This is a genomic window from Marivita lacus, assembly GCF_014637725.1.
In the GTDB taxonomy this organism is placed as follows: domain Bacteria; phylum Pseudomonadota; class Alphaproteobacteria; order Rhodobacterales; family Rhodobacteraceae; genus Marivita; species Marivita lacus.
Genome location: NZ_BMFC01000014.1, coordinates 22,111 through 42,501 on the forward strand (window position 1 = coordinate 22,111; position 20,391 = coordinate 42,501).

Annotated in this window: 23 protein-coding genes; 5 read left to right on the plus strand and 18 right to left on the minus strand. The window is 62.9% G+C overall.

The genetic code is table 11. The features are described from left to right. Positions 1-19: 19 nt before the first annotated feature. Positions 20-541: an SH3 domain-containing protein gene (locus IEV82_RS19265; RefSeq protein WP_188483712.1), complete on the minus strand. Its 522-nt coding sequence runs from the start codon at positions 539-541 to the stop codon at positions 20-22. Between the two features lie 118 nt (positions 542-659). Between IEV82_RS19265 and IEV82_RS19270 the strand changes: the two genes are divergently transcribed. The 4 genes from IEV82_RS19270 to speB are packed head-to-tail and all read left to right on the plus strand — an operon-like array spanning position 660 to position 3,777. Beyond that, entirely contained in the window at positions 660-1,646 is a 987-nt protein-coding gene (locus IEV82_RS19270; RefSeq protein WP_188483713.1) for a 2-hydroxyacid dehydrogenase, read from the plus strand. A 51-nt stretch (positions 1,647-1,697) separates the two neighbouring features. Then, positions 1,698-2,378 (plus strand): ligase-associated DNA damage response endonuclease PdeM, encoded by a 681-nt coding sequence (gene pdeM / locus IEV82_RS19275; RefSeq protein WP_188483714.1) that lies wholly within the window; start codon positions 1,698-1,700, stop codon positions 2,376-2,378. 32 nt (positions 2,379-2,410) lie between these two features. Then, the gene (locus tag IEV82_RS19280) at positions 2,411-2,818 is read left to right on the plus strand and encodes a PaaI family thioesterase (protein ID WP_188483715.1); all 408 of its coding nucleotides are present in this window, start codon (positions 2,411-2,413) and stop codon (positions 2,816-2,818) included. 11 nt (positions 2,819-2,829) lie between these two features. Beyond that, complete coding sequence (gene speB, locus IEV82_RS19285) at positions 2,830-3,777, plus strand: agmatinase (RefSeq protein WP_188483716.1); 948 nt, start codon at positions 2,830-2,832, stop codon at positions 3,775-3,777. A 38-nt stretch (positions 3,778-3,815) separates the two neighbouring features. On the opposite strand, the gene folD is transcribed toward speB, so the two are convergent. The 16 genes from folD to ruvC all read right to left on the minus strand — a co-directional run bounded on the left by folD (position 3,816) and on the right by ruvC (position 19,369). Beyond that, a complete protein-coding gene (gene folD / locus IEV82_RS19290; RefSeq protein WP_188483717.1) occupies positions 3,816-4,709 on the minus strand; it encodes a bifunctional methylenetetrahydrofolate dehydrogenase/methenyltetrahydrofolate cyclohydrolase FolD in 894 nt (297 codons plus the stop codon). 131 nt (positions 4,710-4,840) lie between these two features. Further along, complete coding sequence (locus IEV82_RS19295; protein WP_188483718.1) at positions 4,841-6,517, minus strand: formate--tetrahydrofolate ligase; 1,677 nt, start codon at positions 6,515-6,517, stop codon at positions 4,841-4,843. Between the two features lie 148 nt (positions 6,518-6,665). Then, the gene (locus IEV82_RS19300) at positions 6,666-7,262 is read right to left on the minus strand and encodes an MOSC domain-containing protein (protein WP_188483719.1); all 597 of its coding nucleotides are present in this window, start codon (positions 7,260-7,262) and stop codon (positions 6,666-6,668) included. A 135-nt stretch (positions 7,263-7,397) separates the two neighbouring features. Beyond that, a complete protein-coding gene (gene ftsH, locus IEV82_RS19305) occupies positions 7,398-9,317 on the minus strand; it encodes an ATP-dependent zinc metalloprotease FtsH (protein WP_188483720.1) in 1,920 nt (639 codons plus the stop codon). 79 nt (positions 9,318-9,396) lie between these two features. Then, on the minus strand, positions 9,397-10,746 hold the full coding sequence (gene tilS / locus IEV82_RS19310) for a tRNA lysidine(34) synthetase TilS (RefSeq protein WP_229747929.1): 1,350 nt from the start codon (positions 10,744-10,746) through the stop codon (positions 9,397-9,399). Beyond that, a complete protein-coding gene (locus tag IEV82_RS19315) occupies positions 10,743-11,564 on the minus strand; it encodes a tetratricopeptide repeat protein (RefSeq protein WP_188483721.1) in 822 nt (273 codons plus the stop codon). Before IEV82_RS19315 ends, tilS begins: the two co-directional genes overlap by 4 nt. An 11-nt stretch (positions 11,565-11,575) precedes the next feature. After that, positions 11,576-12,094: a peptidoglycan-associated lipoprotein Pal gene (pal, locus tag IEV82_RS19320; RefSeq protein WP_188483722.1), complete on the minus strand. Its 519-nt coding sequence runs from the start codon at positions 12,092-12,094 to the stop codon at positions 11,576-11,578. 135 nt (positions 12,095-12,229) lie between these two features. Further along, entirely contained in the window at positions 12,230-13,555 is a 1,326-nt protein-coding gene (tolB, locus tag IEV82_RS19325; RefSeq protein WP_188483723.1) for a Tol-Pal system beta propeller repeat protein TolB, read from the minus strand. Continuing rightward, a complete protein-coding gene (tolA, locus tag IEV82_RS19330; protein WP_188483724.1) occupies positions 13,552-14,700 on the minus strand; it encodes a cell envelope integrity protein TolA in 1,149 nt (382 codons plus the stop codon). Before tolA ends, tolB begins: the two co-directional genes overlap by 4 nt. Before the next feature lie 8 nt (positions 14,701-14,708). Continuing rightward, on the minus strand, positions 14,709-15,179 hold the full coding sequence (tolR, locus tag IEV82_RS19335) for a protein TolR (protein WP_188483725.1): 471 nt from the start codon (positions 15,177-15,179) through the stop codon (positions 14,709-14,711). 3 nt (positions 15,180-15,182) lie between these two features. Continuing rightward, positions 15,183-15,878, minus strand: coding sequence for a protein TolQ (tolQ, locus tag IEV82_RS19340; protein ID WP_188483726.1), 696 nt, complete (start codon positions 15,876-15,878; stop codon positions 15,183-15,185). 117 nt (positions 15,879-15,995) lie between these two features. Continuing rightward, the gene (gene ybgC, locus IEV82_RS19345; protein WP_188483727.1) at positions 15,996-16,385 is read right to left on the minus strand and encodes a tol-pal system-associated acyl-CoA thioesterase; all 390 of its coding nucleotides are present in this window, start codon (positions 16,383-16,385) and stop codon (positions 15,996-15,998) included. Next, positions 16,385-17,023, minus strand: coding sequence for a hypothetical protein (locus IEV82_RS19350; RefSeq protein WP_188483790.1), 639 nt, complete (start codon positions 17,021-17,023; stop codon positions 16,385-16,387). Before IEV82_RS19350 ends, ybgC begins: the two co-directional genes overlap by 1 nt. Before the next feature lie 80 nt (positions 17,024-17,103). Next, a complete protein-coding gene (gene ruvB, locus IEV82_RS19355; RefSeq protein WP_188483728.1) occupies positions 17,104-18,132 on the minus strand; it encodes a Holliday junction branch migration DNA helicase RuvB in 1,029 nt (342 codons plus the stop codon). Between the two features lie 83 nt (positions 18,133-18,215). Then, complete coding sequence (ruvA, locus tag IEV82_RS19360) at positions 18,216-18,884, minus strand: Holliday junction branch migration protein RuvA (RefSeq protein WP_188483729.1); 669 nt, start codon at positions 18,882-18,884, stop codon at positions 18,216-18,218. Beyond that, a complete protein-coding gene (gene ruvC, locus IEV82_RS19365) occupies positions 18,881-19,369 on the minus strand; it encodes a crossover junction endodeoxyribonuclease RuvC (protein WP_188483730.1) in 489 nt (162 codons plus the stop codon). The genes ruvA and ruvC overlap by 4 nt, the downstream gene beginning before the upstream one ends. 313 nt (positions 19,370-19,682) lie before the next feature. On the opposite strand from ruvC, the gene IEV82_RS19370 reads away from it, so the two are divergent. Continuing rightward, on the plus strand, positions 19,683-19,874 hold the full coding sequence (locus IEV82_RS19370) for a DUF1127 domain-containing protein (protein ID WP_188483731.1): 192 nt from the start codon (positions 19,683-19,685) through the stop codon (positions 19,872-19,874). Positions 19,875-19,964: 90 nt separating this feature from the next. Here the strand turns inward: IEV82_RS19370 and IEV82_RS19375 are convergent, their stop codons facing one another. After that, positions 19,965-20,312 carry a hypothetical protein gene (locus IEV82_RS19375; RefSeq protein WP_188483732.1) on the minus strand — a complete coding sequence of 116 codons (348 nt, stop codon included), beginning with the start codon at positions 20,310-20,312 and terminating at the stop codon, positions 19,965-19,967. Positions 20,313-20,391 lie beyond the last annotated feature (79 nt).

The following is a 20,391-nucleotide window of genomic DNA, read 5'->3' on the forward strand; positions in this document are numbered from 1 at the left end:
CTGCTTTGCGGGTTTCGGCTCAGTCGAACACGTCCTGCGGCTCGACACCCCAATACGCGCCCTTGCGTGCCCAGCCTCTGTAGCCACCGGCAGTCAGTTCGCACCATTCCAACTGGCACTCGCGCAATTCGGCCACCACACCCATCGACAATTGCGCAGTGACCTGCGCCGAAGGATCGGGCCGGGCGTGCAGGTTGAGCAACTCCACCTCGACAATCGCGGTGCGCACGCCTGACAGCAGCGAGTAATGCACCCAGCCGCCCGCGCCGTCACGGTCCTGCACGCGCCGCCAGTGGCCATGTTCGGCGGTGATCTGCAAAGGCATGCTGCGGCGTTTGTAGACCCAGTCGATTCGATGCGACAGCGACGGTCCACGCCGCACATTGCCCTCGTTCGCCTTCATCGAGACAAAGCGCGGCAGGGGCAGATTGGTCACCGATCCCTTTTCAGCCGACATCGCGGGCACGGAATTCAGAATCCCCACGATCAATGCGACGGACAGGGATTTTACCGTCAACGCCCGGAACGAATGCCAGCTCATGTGATGCGCCTCAATTTGCTTGGGTTTTTTGTTTTTGACGGCAGGTTCTTGTACCTGCCGCGCCTTTGGGACACTCTGCCAAAACCTGACACGCCGGGGAAGTAGCGGGAGCACGTCCATGCCATCAAAACGTCTGAGTGTTGTCGTGACGCGACGTTTGCCTGACGCCGTCGAGACGCGCCTGAAGGAGCTGTTCGACGTCCGACTGCGAGACAGCGACGCACCGATGACACAGGCCGAACTCACCGAGGCGGTCAAATCGGCAGATGTCCTCGTTCCGACCGTGACAGACCGTATCGACGCTGGCCTGATAGGACAGGCCGGAGACCGCCTGCGCCTGATCGCCAATTTCGGTGCCGGTGTCGATCACATCGATGTCGACACAGCCCGCAGCCGCGGCATTCTCGTGTCGAACACGCCCGGTGTCGTCACCGAAGACACCGCCGACATGGTGCTTGCCCTGATGCTGAGCGTAACGCGCCGCATCCAGGAAGGCCTCAACGTCATGCAGAGCGGCGATTGGGAAGGCTGGGCTCCCACCGCGTTTCTGGGAGGACGTCTGGGCGGACGCCGCCTTGGCATTCTCGGCATGGGTCGCATCGGTCAGGCTGTCGCCCGCCGCGCCCGCGCATTCGGCATGCAGATCCATTACCACAACCGCCGCCGCCTGCGTCCGGAAACCGAAGACGCGCTCGAGGCGACCTATTGGGAAAGCCTCGACCAGATGGTCGCGCGCATGGACATCCTGTCGGTGAACTGCCCACACACGCCATCCACCTTCCACCTGCTGAATGCGCGGAGGTTGAAACTGCTCAAACCCAGCGCGGTGATCGTGAACACCTCCCGCGGAGAGGTGATCGACGAAAACGCCCTGACCCGAATGCTCAAGGCGGGTGACCTGGCCGGTGCGGGACTTGACGTCTACGAACATGGCCATCGCGGCAATCCCGAATTGCGCAACATGCCGAATGTCGTGATGCTGCCACATATGGGGTCGGCTACGCAGGAAGGCCGCCTCGAGATGGGCGAGAAAGTCATCATCAACGTCAAGACCTTTGCCGATGGTCACCGCCCACCGGATCAGGTGGTGCCCGCCATGCTGTGACAGGGGCGTTCTGCCCTTGCCTTCAGCATATGTCTGAGCGATGAACAAAGCATGAACGCGCTCGAATTTTCTTTCCAGGATCAAACCCTGTACGCTTTGCCGACCGGCGGGCTATTCTGGCCGTCCCAAGACCTTCTTGTCGTGTCCGACCTGCACCTTGGCAAATCCGCCCGCGCGGCGCGGTTCGGCGGCGCGCAATTGCCCCCCTACGAGACGACGGAAACGCTGACACGGCTGGCAAGTGACCTGCACTCGACAGGCGCGCGCCGCGTGATCTGCCTCGGCGACAGTTTTGACGCACCAATGCTGCAAGGCGCGCTGCCCGAATCCGACCTTCTGACCCTGACCACTCTGCAAGCGGGCCTTGACTGGGTCTGGATCGAAGGCAACCACGATCCCGGCCCCGTCGAACTGGGCGGCACCCATCGTCGCAGTCTCGCACTTGGCCCCCTGCACTTCCGCCACATCGCCGAAACCACCACGACGCCGGGCGAGGTAAGCGGGCACTACCACCCCAAGGCCACGCTGTCGCTTCGCGGTCGGGCGCTGACACGGCCCTGTTTCCTCTTTGACGACACGCGTCTGATCCTGCCCGCTTACGGGGCCTTTACCGGCGGGTTGCACTGTCATGACCCGGCGTTGACACGGCTGATGTCGCGTGGCGCGCAGGCGATCCTGACAGGCGCGCGCCCCTGCAAAATCCCGATGCCGGGGCTCGCCCCCTTGTCTTGACCCGCGCGGCATGCTCACTGGTTGACATGACCATGAACCCGCGCATCCAGGCCAGTTTCGACCGCCAGTCCATGATGGCGACGCTGGGCGCGCAGCTCGTCGAAACCGGCGATGGCACAGCGACCATCACCGCGCCGATCCTGCCCGGTGCGCGGCAACAACAGGGTTTTGGCCATGCAGGCCTGACCTTTTCCATCGGGGACAGCGCGGCGGGGTACGCGGCCCTGACCCTGATCCCCGACACGCAGGAAATCGTGACCGCCGAGATAAAGATCAACCTGCTGGCCCCGGCCATCGGCGACCGCCTGATCGCCCGTGGTCGCGTGATCAAACCCGGGCGCCGACTGATTGTCGTGACCTCGGATGTCTATGCGGAAACCAATGGCACAGAACGCCATATCGCCTGCCTCATGGGCACGATGATACCGGTGGATCTCTGAAGGAGACGTAAATGCCGACATACAACCAGCCCCTTGGCGGCAATACATCGCCGCGATTTTCCGGCCCCAACACGATGATGCGCCTGCCGACGCAGATCACGGCCGAAGGGCTGGACGCCTGTTTCGTCGGCATCCCGATGGATCACGGCGCATCGAACCGCCCCGGGACACGGCTTGGCCCGCGCCAGATTCGCGAAGAAAGCCGGATGATCCGCCCCTACAACATGGCCACGGGTGCAGCCCCGTTCGAGTGCATGCAAGTGGCCGATATCGGCGATGTTGCAGTAAATACATTCGATTTGAAGAAAACCATCGGCATTATCGCAGATCATTACCGCAACATCCTCAAACACGGCACCATCCCGCTGACACTGGGTGGCGACCACACGCTGACCTGGCCGATCCTGCGGGCGATCAAGGAAAAACATGGCCCCGTCGCCCTGATCCATGTCGATGCCCATGCCGACACGAGCGACGAGATGTTCGGCGAAAAAGAAGCCCATGGCACCCCGTTCCGCCGCGCCTGGGAGGAAGGCTGCCTGATCAACGACAAGGTCTGGCAGATCGGCCTGCGCGGTTCAGGCTATTCCCCGGACGACTGGAACTGGGCGCGCGATCAGGGCTGGACGGTGATCCCGGCCGAACAATGCTGGTACACATCGCTGGCCCCGCTGATGGCGGACATCCGCGCGCGGATCGGCGATGCGCCGGTCTATCTCAGCTATGACATCGACAGCCTGGACCCGGCTTTCGCGCCCGGCACCGGCACGGTCGAAATGGGCGGTCTCAGCACATGGCAGGCGCTGGAAATCGTGCGTGGCTGCGCGGGCCTCAACCTTGTCGGCGGTGATCTGGTCGAGGTCTCTCCACCGTTCGACACCACCGGCACGACCGCGTTGATCGCATCGAACCTGCTGTTCGAGATGCTTTGCGCGCTTCCCAAGGCACAGAAAAGGTAAAGCCGGGCAAACGCCCGGCCTACGTGTCGTCGACGTGCTCAGGCGGTCAAACCCTCGGGCTCTGCCACGCCATTGGCCCTGCAACAGGCTGTCACGGTATTCGCCAAAAGGCACGCAATGGTCATCGGCCCAACGCCACCCGGCACCGGCGTGATCGCGCCTGCGACCTCGGCACAGCTGTCATAGTCGCAATCACCGACAAGCCGCGTTTTGCTCTCGCCAGCATCGACCCGATTGATGCCGACGTCGATCACCGTCGCACCTGGCTTGATCCAGTCGCCCGGCACCATCTCCGGGCGCCCGACGGCAGCCACCACGATATCCGCGCGGCGCACCACGTCCGGCAAATCCCTGGTCCGCGAATGCGCAATCGTCACGGTGCAACTGTCGCCCAGCAGCAACTGCGCCATCGGCTTGCCGACGATGTTCGACCGACCGATCACAACCGCATCCATGCCAGACAGGCTGCCATGATACTCACGCAGCATCATCAGGCAGCCCAGCGGCGTACAGGGCACCATCGACTTCTGCCCGGTGCCCAACAGTCCCACATTCGAGATATGAAACCCGTCGACATCCTTGGCCGGATCGATCGAATTGATCACCAGATCCTCATCCAGATGTTTTGGCAAGGGCAGCTGCACCAAAATGCCATGCACCTCCGGATCAGTGTTCAACTGCGCGATCAGCGCCAGCAAATCGGCCTCGGACGTGTCCGGATCAAGCTTGTGCTCGTAGGAATTCATCCCCACTTCGACGGTCATCTTGCCCTTTGAACGCACGTAGACCTGGCTTGCCGGGTCTTCACCCACCAGCACCACTGCCAGACCCGGCGTGATGCCGTGATCCGACTTCAACCGCGCGACATGGTCGGCCACCTGACCGCGCACCTTTGCGGCAAAGGCCTTTCCGTCGATGATCTGAGCGCCCATGATCCGTCCTTCTTCTTTTTCCAAATATGCAAATGCACCCTAGGCCATTCGCAAGCAAGCGGCTGTCAGATACCCCTTGCGGGATGGCGGGTGGGGCGATGGGCAAAGCCCGAGCCCCACCCGCCATCAGTTCAAAACAGTCCTTCGATCTGGCCTGCATCATTGAGGTGGATGCTCTCGGCTGACGGCACGCGCGGCAAGCCCGGCATGGTCATGATCTCACCGCAGACCACCACGACAAACCCCGCACCGGCGGACAGGCGCACTTCGCGGACCGGGACGCTGAACCCTGTGGGCGCGCCACGCTGGTTCGGATCGGTCGAGAAGCTGTACTGCGTCTTCGCCATACAGACCGGCAGGTGGCCGTATCCCTGGTCTTCCCAAATCTTGAGCTGATCGAGGATCTTCTGGTCCATGACCGCCTGATCCGCGCGGTAGATGTTCTTGGCAATGGTCTGAACCTTGTCCGCCAGAGACATCTCGTCCGGATAGATCGGTGCGAAATTCGCCAGCCCCGCCTCGGCAACCTCGGCCACCTTGCGCGCCAGATCGGCCGACCCTTTCGATCCCAGTTCCCAATGCCGCGACAGAACCGCCTCGGCGTCGTGCCCGGCCACGAAATCCTTGATCGCCTGCACTTCGGCCTCGGTGTCGGTCACGAAATGGTTGATCGCCACGACAACCGGCACACCGAAGGATTTGAGGTTCTCGATGTGACGACCAAGGTTCGGGCAGCCTGCCTTGACTGCGTCGACATTCTCGATCCCCAGATCGGCCTTGGCGATGCCGCCGTTCATCTTCATCGCGCGCACCGTGGCCACGCAGACCACCACCGACGGGGCGATGCCCGCCTTGCGGCACTTGATGTTCATGAACTTCTCGGCACCCAGATCAGCGCCAAAGCCCGCTTCGGTCACCACGTAATCCGCCAACTTGAGCGCCGTGGTGGTCGCGATCACCGAATTGCAGCCATGTGCGATATTCGCGAACGGACCACCATGCACGAAGGCCGGGTTGTTTTCCAGCGTCTGCACGAGGTTCGGTTGCATTGCATCCTTGAGCAGCACCGTCATCGCGCCTTCGGCCTTGATGTCGCGGCAGAACACCGGGCTCCGGTCACGCTTGTAAGCGACGATCATGTCGCCAAGGCGCTTTTCGAGATCCTTGAGATCCTTCGCCAGACACAGGATCGCCATGACTTCGGACGCCACGGTGATGTCATAGCCCGCTTCGCGCGGGAACCCGTTGGCGACACCACCCAATGAGCAGGTGATCTGCCGCAGCGCGCGGTCGTTCATGTCGACCACGCGGCGCCAGACGACGCGGCGGGTGTCGATATCCAGCTCGTTGCCCCAGTAGATGTGGTTGTCGAGCATCGCCGACAGCAGGCTGTGCGCACTTGTGATGGCGTGGAAATCGCCTGTGAAGTGCAGGTTCATGTCCTCCATGGGCACAACCTGCGAATAGCCACCACCCGCAGCGCCGCCCTTCATGCCGAAGTTCGGCCCGAGCGACGCTTCGCGGATGCAGACCATCGCCTTCTTGCCGATATGGTTCAGGCCGTCCCCCAGACCGACCGTCGTCGTGGTCTTGCCCTCACCCGCAGGCGTGGGGTTGATCGCGGTGACAAGGATCAGCTTGCCGTTCGGGCGATCCTGCACCGAGTTGATGAAGGACTGGCTGACCTTGGCCTTGTCATGGCCGTAGGGCAGCAGGTCTTCCGACCCGATCCCGATTTTCTCACCGATCTCCATGATGGGGCGCTTTTGCGCCTCACGGGCGATCTCGATATCCGATTTGTACGACATGAAAGGGCTCCCCTGTTCGGAACGACATTTGCCCAACGCATACCTTTGTGCACCAGAGGGCTGTCACGGTGAAACCGACACTTCCGCGACAAACTGCGGCGGGATCGAAATCACGCCGTCGCCGATCGGAAACACAACACCGTTTGCGTCACGCGCGGGCAGCGTCCTGATGCGGCCAGACCGGCTGATCCGGCACATGCAAACGCAGGATATCCCCCAGACCAAGCGTTCCGGGCCGCTCGACCCAAGCGGTAACACCCCGGCGATTCTGCGCAGCGGATTTGAATGCCTTGCCCTTGCCGGGATGGATGGCGTCGATCTCGCGCGCCGGAAGATGACAGGGACGGTTCTCCATGTCGACGATCAGCGTCACACCGCCCGGCCCCTGCAGCCGCGACGACGGTGGGACCCATGTGAAATTTGGGATACCCTCGATCACGAGGGTGGCACCCAGCCAGACCGGATCGATCGCATCAAGCCCCATGGCGGTGGCGATGGCCGTCAGTTCTTCTGTCGAGAGGACCGACAGTTGCCGCACATTCGCGATCTCGGTGCCGCGCGGATACTGTGTCGTGACCCGGCTGCACGAGGGCCGCGTGCGCCCGGAGTGACGTTCCCCCATTGGCCCGTCAAAGCCGAGTTCCAATCGGTCGGCAGCGGCCGACAGGATCGCCGCGCCCTCGAGCGGAACGCGGCCGATCCAACGGACGGTCGCGGTGAAATCGGTGGGTTTCAATGCGGGCATCACTCTTGCTCCAAAACTGTCCGGCGCAAGGAACCTCGGCAGGTTTGGAAGGACAAGCCGAAAATTGAAGGTCTGCCAAAAGAAAACCCCGGCATCATGAGGATGCCGGGGTTTTTATTCGCAAACGTCGCGGACTCAGACGCTCGGTTCAGGCTCCAGATCGCCATCATCCTTGGGCGCTTTTGCCTTCGGCTTGGTCTTGGGGATCGCCGTGATGCTGGGTGTCTCGGGCACACCGCCCGATGCATCGTCGTCGCCGGAATGCGGCGACTCGCCCCGCATCACGCGCTTGATCTCTTCGCCGGTCAGGGTTTCGTACTCAAGCAACCCCTGCGCCAGACGTTCCCATTCGTCCTTGCGCTCGGAAAGGATCGCAAAGGCTCGGTCATAGGCGTTCTGGATGAAGCTTTTGACTTCTTGCTCGATCATTTCCTTGGTGTTTGCAGACACCGAGAACCCTGCCGTGTTGCCGCTATAGCCTTCGGCCGCTTCGCGGTAATCGATGTTGCCCACCTTGTCGGACATGCCCCACTGAAGCACCATCGCGCGGGCAAGTGCGGATGCCTGCTGAATATCGCCTGCCGGTCCGTTCGAGACGTTCTCGGGACCGTACTTGATGATCTCGGCCGCCTTGCCCGCCATGGTCATGGCCAGCTTTTCTTCGCATTCCGACTTGTGCCAGTTCAGCCGGTCGATTTCCGGCAGTGAGACCACCATGCCCAACGCGCCGCCGCGTGGAATGATCGTTGCCTTGTAGACCGGATCGCATTGCGGCAGCGCCATGCCGACCACGGCATGGCCTGCTTCGTGATAGGCGGTCTTTTCCTTTTGATCGGCGGTCAGAACCATGGAGCGGCGTTCCGCACCCATCATGACCTTGTCCTTGGCGTTCTCAAAATCTTCCATCGTCACGAAACGACGTCCGACACGCGCCGCCATCAAGGCAGCCTCGTTCACCAAGTTCGCCAGATCGGCGCCCGAGAAACCGGGCGTGCCACGCGCGATGATGCGCAAATCCACATCCGGGCCCAGCGGTGTCTTGCGGGCATGCACGCCCAGGATCTTTTCACGCCCCTTGATGTCCGGGTTGGGCACGGTCACCTGACGGTCGAAACGACCGGGGCGCAGCAGCGCGGGGTCCAGAACGTCGCGACGGTTGGTCGCGGCGACGATGATCACGCCTTCATTGGCCTCGAACCCGTCCATTTCGACCAGAAGCTGGTTTAGCGTCTGTTCGCGCTCATCGTTGCCACCACCGTAACCGGCCCCACGGGCGCGGCCCACAGCGTCGATTTCGTCGATGAACACGATGCAGGGCGCATTCTTCTTGGCCTGCTCGAACATGTCACGGACACGGCTTGCGCCGACACCCACAAACATTTCCACGAAGTCGGAGCCCGAGATGGTGAAGAACGGCACACCCGCCTCGCCCGCAATGGCGCGCGCGAGCAGCGTCTTACCGGTGCCCGGAGGCCCGACAAGCAGCGCACCCTTGGGGATCTTGCCGCCGAGCCGCGAGAACCGCTGCGGATTGCGCAGGAATTCGACGATCTCTTCCAGCTCTTCCTTGGCCTCGTCGATGCCTGCCACGTCGTCAAAGGTAACGCGACCATGCTTTTCGGTGAGCAGCTTGGCCTTGGATTTGCCAAAGCCCATCGCTCCGCCTTTGCCGCCGCCCTGCATCCGGTTCATGAAGTAAATCCAGACACCGATCAGCAGAAGGAACGGAAGCAGGCTCAACAGGAAGGACTGGAAGCCCGATTGCTGCTGCTGTTCGGCGCGGATCGGCACGTTGTTGTCGATCAACAGATCGGTGACAGTCGCGTCTTCGGGTTTGATCGCAACATAGTCCTGCCCGTCCGTGCTGCGGAACCGAAGTTGTTCACCGTCGAGGGTGACCGAACTGACCGTGTTGCTCTCCACTGCCGAGACGAAATCCGAATAACTGATCTCACGGCTCTGGAGCGTATTGCCGCCACCAGAGAAAATATTGAAAAGCGCGAGGATCAGCAGGAATAGGACGACCCAAAAGGCTATATTTCGTGCATTGCCCAAGAAAATTTCTCCTGAATCTGACAGGGGGCGGAACAGCCCTCGTCTATTGGTTCATAACATAGACATGCGCAGGCTGGGTTCAATGCGAAAGACAAAATGCCTCGAATCCGGTGTCCCGCCGCCCAAGCACGAACCGGCATGCCTCGATCTGCGGCCCGATGCCCAGAGATGGACAGGCCATCAGGTCCGTGCCCAACCAGACCGATGGCAGGGCGATTGCAGCCCTGAAAGGCACCGCAAGCGCCGATCGATCCGCAATCTGGCGCCACCCCTCTTCGCCAAGGGCGCGAACACGCGCACCCTGGGGCATTTTGTCTTCGGGATCGGACACAAGCCATTGACCATCCCAGAGCGTGCCCAGCGGGGTCTCCTCATCGCTCACGGCAGACGTTTCACGCACGATCCTCAGATGCGCCTTTTCGACCAGCACTTCGGCACCGTGCAAGGTGCCGCCTGCGCCGGACAGCACCCGCTCCAGCAGCGCCTCGCTGGATGCGACGCGCGGACGGTATTCAGCACCAGCCACATAACTCAGGCCAGCGGTGAGCAGGCGCAGGCGCGTTTCGTCGTCAAGCGCGGCAAAGCCATCCCGGTCCATCCGCACCTGCCCCAAGGGCGCATCCGAACAGAGCTGGCGCACCGCGCCAACCATCCGGGCCGTCAAACCGTCGCGCGCACGGGCCATGCGACGCGCCGTGTCGGACAGCACCGACGACGTGAGTCCTTCTTCGCCCAGAAGTCTTAACAATTGGCGAATACGAACACGATCGAAGTCGCGGTTTTCGTTGCTGGGATCATCTACCCAACGCCCCTTGAGAACCGTCAGGTAATGCCGAAGCGCATCGCGCTCCATATCGAGACAGGGCCGCACAACGCGGTATCCAGGCGTTCCCCCCTGCCGTGGAGGAGCCGCTCCCGTTATCTCGCCACCTCCCAGCACGCGCACGATCCCGGCATGCGGTGCGACATCCCGCACGGCGCGCATGCCCGACAGACCGTCGACCCCGGAACCACGGGCCAGACGCATCAGGAACGTTTCCGCCTGATCATCCTGCGTGTGAGCAAATAAAACATGGCGCACAGTCCCGCGCCATCGGTCGATCAGCGCCAGGCGCGCACGGCGCGCGGCATCCTGCACATTGCCGCGCCCGTCCCACTGCCAGAGCAAAGTTGCATGTGGCCAACCGAGAGAAGCGCACTCTTCGGCCACCATCGCAGCCTCTGCCGCACTTTCGGCGCGCAGACCGTGATCAACGGTCACCACCCAGAGCCGGACGCCATAGTCCCGTGTCCAGTTATGCGCGAGATACAGCATCGCCATGCTGTCGCCGCCACCAGACACTGCAAGGGCGATATCAGAGGGGAATTCGGGGCCAAGAAGCTGGCCCATCGCGTCGGCGAACCGCTGCGCGAGCGGCCTTTCGGTCACTGGCAATTGAACTGTGCTTTGGCCGCTTCCGCCTGCGCGATGGCGTCGCTGCTGCCCGGATAGCGCCCAGACACCTCGTTCAGCGTCACGCAGGCCTCAGCCACATTGCCGAGTTCACCCAGAGCCGCACCCAGCCGCCACAGCGCCTCGGGACCTGCGGCATCGTCGGGATACCCGGCATAGGCATCAAGGTAGCGCCGCGCGGCATCACGGGTGTTGCCCAGTCCTTCGAGAGCCTGTCCTTCGGCGACAAGCGCCTGCGCCTCTAGCGGTCCGCCCGGATAGGTCTGGCGAAAGGTCGCAAACTGGTCAGCGGCGGATTGAAAGTCACCGCTGGCGAGCGCCTCCCCGGCTCGCCGAAAGTCTGTCTCTTCTCCAACGGCAAGCTGAGTGCCGCCTGCCTGAGGGGCCGTAGACGAGGGCGCGGGGGCCGTGGGAGCATCGGGAACGCCGCCAAGGGTCGGCACTTGCCCCAATGAACCGATGTCACATCCCGGCTCGATCTCGCAAAACCGGAATTCCAGGTCACCCAAACGGCGCGCCCCGTCTTCAGCCACGCGACTGACCCGAAACTCAAGTTCTTCGGTCTTGGCCGTCATGCGCTGCAACTCGCTCTCGATCGCATCGAGCCGGTCCAGAACACCCGACGGCAGAGTGACTGATGATCCGCCGGTCGTGCTCAATTCGCGCTTGAGCCGCTGCAGCTCGACCGAGAGGATCGACATGTCCTGACGGATATCGGCAAGCGTTTCCTGAGCCTGCCCGGCAATCGGGACAAACACCAAGGCAAGACCCAGAACGATACCCGTCAGTCGCATGTAACTCTCCGTCAGCCTGTCAATCCGGCCGAGATGATCGTCACGGCGCGGCGGTTCTTGGCATAACATGCCTCTTCCGAACACAGCTCGATCGGGCGTTCCTTGCCGAAGCTGACAAAGCGTAGCCGGTTGGACGGAATGCCCTGGGCAACAAGATATTCCATCACCGCGTTCGCGCGGCGTGCACCAAGCGCAAGGTTGTAGGCCCGCGTGCCCTGCTCGTCGGCGTGACCTTCGATCACGGCGTTGTAGTCGGAGTTGGTCAGCAACCACTGCACCTGACCATCAAGCGTGGCCCGCGCTTCGGGGCTGAGCGAGGATTGGTCCACGGCGAACAGCACCCGGTCCCCGACCGTCTGCTGGAAATAGGCGGGTGACCGGGGATCGCTGGCGCTGCCCGGCAGGATGCCACCGGCATTGCCCGTCGCGGCGTTCAGATCAACCGCACCGTTGTCGAACCGGTTTGCGTTGGTACAGGCTGACACGGCCAGAACGGCGATCAGCATCGTGATTTTTGCGGTAAGTCGCATTGGGTATCCTGCTTTCTTATGATTGATCCGAAATTACCACAGCCGTTTCGCTGCGCCTAGTCCTCTGCGGAGCCTCAGAATTTTCGTACGAAAATTCTAAATGCCCCGCATTAATTTTTGGTGGACGCACGCGGGTCACTGGAGCGGACCCCAGCTGGGGTCCGATGCACCCTCGGGTGTGCGCACCCGCTTGAGGTTCCGCCCCGAGATGTCCACGGTATAAAGGGACGACGACCCCTGCGCACCCTGGGTTTCACGGGCGAACATGATCACCCGGCCATTGGGCGCCCAGGTCGGGCCCTCATCCAGGAACGACGCGGTGAGCAGGCGTTCTTCGGACCCGTCGGTGCGCATCACGCCAATATGGAACCGCCCCGCGTTCTGCTTGGTAAAGGCGATCATGTCGCCCCGCGGCGACCATACGGGCGTCGAATAGCGTCCCTGACCGAAACTGATCCGCCGCGCCTCGCCGCCCGAGGCCGACATGACGTACAATTGCTGCGTGCCGGACCGATCGCTCTCGAACACGATCTGGCTGCCATCCGGCGAATAGCTCGGTGCGGTTTCGATCGACGGCGCGCTGGTCAACTGACGTGTCCCGCCGCTGCCGATGTCCATCGCCCAGATATCGGTGTTCGACCCCTGCGTCAGCGAATAGACCACTGTCTGACCATTCGGAGCAAAGCGGGGCGCAAAGCTCATCACACCGTCCTGCCCCTGCAGGATGCGGCTTTGGACCGTCCCCACCTCGAGGACATGCACCCGCGGCATGCCCGTCTCGTAGCTGGTATAGAGCACCCGCTGGCCGTTTTCCGAAAACCGGGGCGCGAGGACAAGCGCATTGCCCCCGGTCAGGTACTGCACGTTGGCGCCGTCGTAATCCATGACCGCCAAGCGCTTGGCACGCTGATCCTTGGGTCCGCTTTCCGACACGAAGACCACGCGGCTGTCGAAATAGCCACTTTCGCCAGTGATCCGACTGTAGACTTGGTCCGCCACCTTGTGCGCCATGCGCCGCCAGCCATCGGGCGTTCCGGCAAATTGCATGCCCTCGCCCAGTTCGGTGCCCGCGAACACGTCCCAGACCCGGAACTTGACCACGATGCGCCCGCCCTCGGAGCTCACCGCTCCAGTGATCAGCGCCTGCGCGTTGATCGCCTTCCAGTCGGCGAACTGCACCGGGCTGCCAAAACTCGTGATCTGGCTGATATGCGCCTCGCGCGGCACTTCGCGGAACAGGCCCGTGCCGGTCAAATCCTCTGCCACGACCCGCGCGATCTGCTGCGCAAGCTGCTGTGCGGCAGCCGTTTCGCCCACAAAGTCGGGCACGGCGTAGGGCAAAGGCTCGATCACCCCTTCGGTGATCTCGATCCTGAGGGGCCCATTTTGCGCCAAAGCTACACCCGGCGTGCTGACCGCCCATACCATTACAGCCAACAACGACGCGACGAACTGTTTCATCGGACCCTCATGCTTTCCGGGTTGAACGTCATCTCGACGGTCTTCCACTGATCAAATTTTTCTGGCGGCAGGGTATACCCATCGCCCTGACAGCGCAAAATCGCGCGGCGCGCCGCCTGGAACGCCGTTTCCGCAGCCGCACCATCGCCACCGCTTGCCGCCAGCATCTGCAGACTTGAACTCACGACCCGCCCGGATCGATCCATGTCGAAACCGACGGTCACCGTAACGCTCGAGGCTTGTGACCCCACATCGACCACCCAGCAATCCTGCACCGCGATACGGAATCCATCGGTTTCGCCCTGCGTGAGGGGCGGACCGCTTTCCGCGCTGCCGGTGCTGGCACCGGACAACGCCTCTTCCAACGCGCCGGCAATCGCCGAAGCGGTGGCGTCGCTCGTATCCGGTTGCGGCGCAGGCGTCGGTTCGGCAGCCGGCGCTGGTGTTGGGTCTGGCGGCGATTCTGCCGTTTGCGGTGGCGTCGGGGCCGGAGCCGGACGGTTCGGCCGCGCCTGCGGGCGCACCGATGCGCTCGGCGCCCGGGCGGGCTCTTCGGCTTCGGTCACGATCTCGGTGGCCGCCGCTTCGGGGGCGGTGGCCTGCTGTTCCTCGGAATCGGTCACATCGGGCGCATCCGACGGCTCGACCGTTTCCTGCACATCGGGGGCCACCTCGGCCTCCGGCGCAGGCTCGGGCACCGCTTCGGGCGCAACACGCGGCGCGGGGCGCGGGATCGGACGCAGGGCCACCTCGGGCGCATCCACTTCAGGCACCGGCTCGGGTGCGGGCGGCTGCGGAGGCGTCTCGGCCACCTCGGGTTCGGGTGTGGGCAGAACGGGCTGCGGCACCGGATCAGGCTCCGCCGCCTGCGGTTCGACCGGGTCAGGAGGCGTTACAGGCTGTGTCTCTTCGACCGGGGGCGTGGGCACCGGTTCCGCCACCTCCGGCTCGGGCAAGGCAGAAGGTTCCGACCCAAGAACCGGGGCCGCCTGCGGTTGCGTCATGGCCGCGAACTCCGCCTCGGAAATCACCGAGACATCAGCCACCTGCACCTCTGGTGGATCACTGCGGAACATGCCGCCGAAGAGCGCCCAGAGGATCAGAATCCCATGGGCACCTCCCGAGATATATTGGCCGGTATGCACTTCGCGCCTCAGCCATCCGACCCGTCAAGCGCCGGGCCACCGATATCCGTGACCAGCCCGATGGAATTGAACCCACCGGCATTCAGCGCGCCCATGATCTGCGCGACCACCTCGTAGGCGACAGTGCCATCGGCCCGCAGGAACACCCGGTCATCCGACCGTTCGACGGCAATCGCCCGCAGGCGGGGCACCAGTTCGGCGCGGGGCACCTCGGTGTTCATGATCGACACGGACCCATCCGCAGCAATCGTGACGGACAGGGGCTCTTCGGTCTCGGACGGCAGGGCCGACGCGGCGGTCTTGGGCAATTCGACGGGCACACCCACGGTCAAAAGAGGCGCCGCCACCATGAAGATGATCAGCAGCACCATCATCACATCCACGAACGGCGTGACGTTGATTTCCGACATCGGCATGGCGCGGCCCTTGCGCCGCCTGCGCCCGCCGCCTCCGCCTGATCTGACCACGCCACCCCCCATAGCTCAGCTGTCCAACTGGCGGCTGAGGATGGTCGAGAATTCATCGGCAAAAGATTCGTACCCGGCAAGAATACGGTCACTGTCGGCCGACAGCTTGTTGTAGAAGATCACGGCCGGGATCGCCGCCAAAAGCCCAAGGCCGGTTGCCAGAAGTGCCTCGGCAATACCGGGTGCCACGACGACCAGAGACGTGTTCTGCTGCTGCGCAATCTCGACGAACGCGTGCATGATACCCCAGACGGTCCCGAACAGACCGACAAACGGCGTCACCGAGCCAACAGTGGCCAACACGGCGAGATTGCTTTGCAAATCCTCGGCTTCCTTCTGGATCGCCACGTCCATGGACCGGTCGATGCGCGCATGCGCCCCGGCGATCAGGCCGCCATCATCCCGGTGAGAGCGGCGCCATTCCGTCATGCCCGCGGCAAACACCTTCTTGGCGCGCCCGTCAGGTTCCGGTCCGATCTGATCGAACAGTTCGTCAAGGGGCTCGCCCGACCAGAACGCCCGGTCGAACTCGGCCGCTTCGGCCCGCGCCTTGCGATAGGCGATCAACTTTTCGAAAATGATGCCCCACGCCCAGAAGGACGACAGGATCAACATGACCATGACGATCTTCACCGTAAGGGTGGCGCGCGCGAAAAGTCCCCACATGGAGAAATCAATCTCCTGCGCAAGCGCAAGTGTCTCTGCTTCCATCTGCCTGCTCTATAGCCGATTGGCCCCGGTTCGTCGGGCTCTGATTGCCAGTATCATTAACGCAATTGCAGGGGAAACGCCAACACAATGGCGTCAGATCATGCAGTTTCCGGCGCGCTAGTGGATCCGACGGCGGATATTTGCCGGCAGACGCGCCGGCGCACCGTCCGCGCGGATGCAAACCACCGTCACCTCCGCCCGGAACAGCAGATCCGCACCGCGCAAAACCTCCTGGCCCATGATCAGCCGTACCCCGGTGACGGCCTTGACGACCGTGCGGACCAGCAATGCGTCGTCGAATTTCGCAGGCTTGAGGTAATCCGCCTCGACCCGGCGCACCACAAAGACCACGCCGTCGCCTTCGCGCATCGCGTTCTGGTCAACACCCAGCGTCCGAACCCAGTCCGAGCGCGCGCGCTCGATATACCGCAGGTAATTGGCGTAATAGACGATCCCGCCCATATCGGTGTCTTCGTAATAGACCCGGACCGGAAATTCGTGGACCATCAATGCGCCCCTCCCTGCGCCGCTTGCAGACGCGCGGCAAGGCGCAGGGCGTGGCTCGGATCATCGGCCATCGCGGGCAGCACCTGATCATAGCCCGCACGGATCAAGGCGCCGATCTCGGGCCGCAGCACCACGTGCCCATCCTCCAACGCGCCCAGCGGCGACCGGTCGGTGAAGGCCAGATCGGACCAAAGCAGTACCGACTGCACCACCTGGCTGAGCGCGAGAGTCTCGGCAGGCTGCGCCGACAACACGGAATCCATCCGCAGGAAGATGAAACAGGCCTTGATCGCGCCCGCCTCGTCGAACCGGAACACCCGGTACTGGTTCGCCTCTGCCTCGGTGAGCCGGGCCACCAAGGGCACCAACCCGTTGATCAACCGATCAAGGTCACGAACCTCCAGCAGTTCCGCCCAGTCACGGAAGAAAAACACCATCACGTTGGCGCCAAGTTCGGGATCGGTTTCGGCCATCTGGTGCCCAGCCATGGCGCAGACCGCCTCCAGCGCGCCTTTGACCACGCCAAGCGTTGCGTCTTCGACCCCGAACACGATCGGCGCGATCGGCCGCCCCCATCGGGCAAACAGGTACGTCCCGTCCGACCGCGTGAAAAACCGCTCGACCTCGGCCGCATCCATCATGAGGCACCGCCCCCCTGCTTCTTCTTTTTCCAAATATGCAATCACGACCTTTGGCACAGCGCGCCCGGTCGGGCAAGTCAGGCAGGTCCGAACAGGTCCGACTGCCCCGGCGGGCGCGGTGCCGTCATGCCCAGATGCGTCCACGCCTTCTGTGCGAGCATCCGCCCGCGGGGCGTGCGCTGAATCAGACCCTGCTGCAAGAGATAGGGCTCGATCACCTCTTCCAGGGCATCGCGGCTTTCCGACAGCGCCGCCGACAGCGTCTCGATCCCCACCGGACCACCCTGATAGTTCTCTGCGATCAGCCGCAGGTACCGCCGGTCCGCACCATCAAGGCCAAGGCGGTCCACCCCCAACCGGGTCAGTGCGCCGTCGGCCAATTCCTTGCTCACCACGCCATTGCCCTCGACCACGGCGAAATCCACCACGCGACGCAACAACCGCCCGGCGATCCGCGGCGTGCCGCGCGACCGGCGCGCGATCTCGCGCGCACCTTCAGAGGCCGCCTCGACCCCAAGCTTGACCGCATTGCGCGACACGATCGCGTGCAGCTCGTCCTCGGTATAGAAATTGAGCCGCGTGGGAATTCCGAAACGGTCGCGCAGCGGCGTCGTCAAGAGCCCAAGCCGCGTCGTCGCCCCGACCAGTGTGAAGGGCTGCAATTCGATCCGCACGGTCCGCGCCGCCGGTCCCTCGCCGATCACGAGATCCAGCTCATAATCCTCGAGCGCCGGATAGAGCACCTCTTCGACCGCCGGGTTCAGCCGGTGGATCTCGTCGATGAAAAGCACGTCGCGCGCCTCGAGATTGGTCAGGATCGCCGCCAGATCGCCCGCCTTTGCCAGCACCGGACCCGAAGTCATGCGGAACCCGACCCCCAATTCGCGCGCCATGATCTGCGCCAGCGTCGTCTTGCCAAGTCCCGGCGGCCCGTGGAAGAGCGTGTGGTCCATCGCCTCGCCGCGCTGGCGTGCAGACTGGATGAACACCCGCAAGTTGGCACGCGCCTCGGCCTGCCCCACGAAATCGTCCAGCATTTGCGGACGCAGGGCGCGGTCACGGTCCTCGGGCAAGGGCTCGGGACGCATGATCGGATCAGTAGACATGGCCGCTCCTCAAGCCCTGACGGGGGTTCGTCGCAGGACCAGGGCGAAGAGGCCTGCAAGGGCCGATGAGCGTCCCCATGCCGCTACCCTTTCGGTGCCAGAAGCTTCAACGCCGCCCGGATCAGCGCGGGCGTATCAGCGTCGGATGCCAGTGCGGCGGCCTGCGCCACGGCTCCGGCTGCCTCACCCGGCGCATAACCCAGATTGCTCAACGCCGACAGCGCCTCGGCCTGGGCGGAAGCCGTCATCACCGGAGCGGGCGCGGTTGCCGCAGACAGCACTGCTTCGATCACCGCATCGTCTTCGGATGGTGTGGCTGCGACCGACGCGGCCCCTCCCATCGCCATCACGCCATGCGCCTTGTCCTTGAGCTCGTTGACCACCCGCTGCGCGGTTTTCGGCCCGATGCCCCGCGCCGCCTTGACCGAGTTCCAGTCGCCCAGCGCAATTGCGCGGCTGACCCCGTCCGGCCCAAGTGCGCCGAGGATGGCCAAAGACGCCTTCGCGCCGACCCCCTGCACCGACATCAGCAAGCGGTGCCATTCCTTTTCCACCAGCGTCGGAAAGCCGAAAAGCTGCAGGATATCCTCGCGCACCAGAAGATCGGTATAAAGCGCCGCCGCCTCGCCCGGCCGCCCGATCTGCGACAGCACCCGGTCCGAGCAATAGACCACATAGCCCACGCCACGCACGTCGATCAGCACGTGATCGTCCGCCTTGTATTCGATCCGCCCCGCGATCCGCCCGATCATGCCCGCATCCTCATTCCCGGCCCGGTCATGTGATGCGCGTGACAAATCGCGATCGCAAGCGCATCCGCCGCGTCGGAACCGTGGATCTGCGCGCCAGGCAATTGCATCTTGACCATGTGCTCGACCTGCCGCTTGTCCGCGTGGCCCACGCCGACAACCGTCTTCTTGACCGAATTCGGAGAATACTCCCCGATCTCAAGCCCGAACTGCGCCGGAACCAGCAAGGCCACACCGCGCGCCTGGCCCAGCTTGAGTGTCCCGACAGCGTCCTTGTTCACGAATGTCTTCTCGATGGCGACCGTATCGGGCTGATACTGCTGGAACACGTCGGTCAACGCGCTGTGCAAGGCCAAGAGCCGCACCGCCAATTCGCCCGTACCCGACAGGCAGACCCCGTTTGCAACATGGCGCAAACGACTGCCTTCGGCCTCGATCACGCCCCAGCCAAGGAAACGCAGACCCGGATCGATCCCCAATACACGCATTCTGCTCGCGCCTTTGTTGCTTTTAAATCACGGCTAGCACGAAACGCGAACAAACGCCAAGCATTCAAAACAAATATGCCAAAGGAAAGCCGGTGTCGAAAACACTCTACAGAAGGTCGACTTTGAACCCCGCAAGCACAAAACGACGCCCAAATTGTCGCTTTCGTCGTATTTCTGCGCCGCAGAAAAGCCGTGCCAACAGCCATGCACAAACCGCATAAAAACTATGCGAAAACGACAATTGAAGACGCGAAACTCCGCAACTAGATGCCTGTCAGTAGATTTTTCCCCCATTCACCCAAGGAACATGGCCATGGCCGCTTTTGACACATCCCGCCCGACTTACACTGCAAGCCCGAAAGGCTTCGGCGGACTCGCAACATCCCTGATCACCGCGTTCACCGCGTGGAACGACTCCCGCCAGACACGCACCGCTCTGAGCCAGCTCAGCGATCACGAACTCGAAGACATCGGCCTGACACGGGGCGACATCAACTCGTTCTGAGCCTGCCGATCAGACCACATGAAAAAGCCGTGTCAGCGACCCTGACACGGCTTTTCTCATTTCAAACCGACACGTCCGCGTCCGGCGAATTCAGCCCATGATATAGGTCAGAAGTCGCGACAACGGCGCGGTGATCGGATCGATCTGCATGAACACGGCCCCCATCTGTTCCACGAAACCGCCCTCGCGCAAAAGATCGACCTGCTGGCGGTATCCATCCTCGCCCAGAACCGTCACGATCGCGGCCTTGAGCACGAACAGAATGCCGAAGGGCAACAGCAATGCCGAGAACGACACCGCCTCGCGCACATGGCGGATCGGTTTGTGCACGATCACGCCGGTTTTCTCGATTTTTGTGACATAGCCACGCGACAATTGGCGGTGGCGCTTGAGGACGCGGCGGTACCGTTCGTCAAACATGTCCTGCTGTTTGGTCATGTGAAGCAGCCTTTGTTCCGGCCCCCACCGGATGTGTCCGAGATAGGGGTGGAATGTGGCAAGAATTGGGCAAACAGGG

Coding starts and splice junctions, on each gene's coding strand:
- pal (WP_188483722.1), bottom strand. CDS start 12,094: ATGCGACTTACCGCAAAAATCACGATGCTGATCGCCGTTCTGGCCGTG.
- IEV82_RS19300 (WP_188483719.1), bottom strand. CDS start 7,262: ATGCCCGCATTGAAACCCACCGATTTCACCGCGACCGTCCGTTGGATC.
- tolR (WP_188483725.1), bottom strand. CDS start 15,179: ATGGGGGGTGGCGTGGTCAGATCAGGCGGAGGCGGCGGGCGCAGGCGG.
- IEV82_RS19265 (WP_188483712.1), bottom strand. CDS start 541: ATGAGCTGGCATTCGTTCCGGGCGTTGACGGTAAAATCCCTGTCCGTC.
- folD (WP_188483717.1), bottom strand. CDS start 4,709: ATGGGCGCTCAGATCATCGACGGAAAGGCCTTTGCCGCAAAGGTGCGC.
- IEV82_RS19375 (WP_188483732.1), bottom strand. CDS start 20,312: ATGACCAAACAGCAGGACATGTTTGACGAACGGTACCGCCGCGTCCTC.
- ruvA (WP_188483729.1), bottom strand. CDS start 18,884: ATGATCGGGCGGATCGCGGGGCGGATCGAATACAAGGCGGACGATCAC.
- tolB (WP_188483723.1), bottom strand. CDS start 13,555: ATGAAACAGTTCGTCGCGTCGTTGTTGGCTGTAATGGTATGGGCGGTC.
- pdeM (WP_188483714.1), top strand. CDS start 1,698: ATGAACGCGCTCGAATTTTCTTTCCAGGATCAAACCCTGTACGCTTTG.
- ruvC (WP_188483730.1), bottom strand. CDS start 19,369: ATGCGTGTATTGGGGATCGATCCGGGTCTGCGTTTCCTTGGCTGGGGC.
- ruvB (WP_188483728.1), bottom strand. CDS start 18,132: ATGTCTACTGATCCGATCATGCGTCCCGAGCCCTTGCCCGAGGACCGT.
- IEV82_RS19270 (WP_188483713.1), top strand. CDS start 660: ATGCCATCAAAACGTCTGAGTGTTGTCGTGACGCGACGTTTGCCTGAC.
- speB (WP_188483716.1), top strand. CDS start 2,830: ATGCCGACATACAACCAGCCCCTTGGCGGCAATACATCGCCGCGATTT.
- tolQ (WP_188483726.1), bottom strand. CDS start 15,878: ATGGAAGCAGAGACACTTGCGCTTGCGCAGGAGATTGATTTCTCCATG.
- IEV82_RS19350 (WP_188483790.1), bottom strand. CDS start 17,023: ATGGATGCGGCCGAGGTCGAGCGGTTTTTCACGCGGTCGGACGGGACG.
- IEV82_RS19370 (WP_188483731.1), top strand. CDS start 19,683: ATGGCCGCTTTTGACACATCCCGCCCGACTTACACTGCAAGCCCGAAA.
- IEV82_RS19280 (WP_188483715.1), top strand. CDS start 2,411: ATGAACCCGCGCATCCAGGCCAGTTTCGACCGCCAGTCCATGATGGCG.
- ybgC (WP_188483727.1), bottom strand. CDS start 16,385: ATGGTCCACGAATTTCCGGTCCGGGTCTATTACGAAGACACCGATATG.
- IEV82_RS19295 (WP_188483718.1), bottom strand. CDS start 6,517: ATGTCGTACAAATCGGATATCGAGATCGCCCGTGAGGCGCAAAAGCGC.
- IEV82_RS19315 (WP_188483721.1), bottom strand. CDS start 11,564: ATGCGACTGACGGGTATCGTTCTGGGTCTTGCCTTGGTGTTTGTCCCG.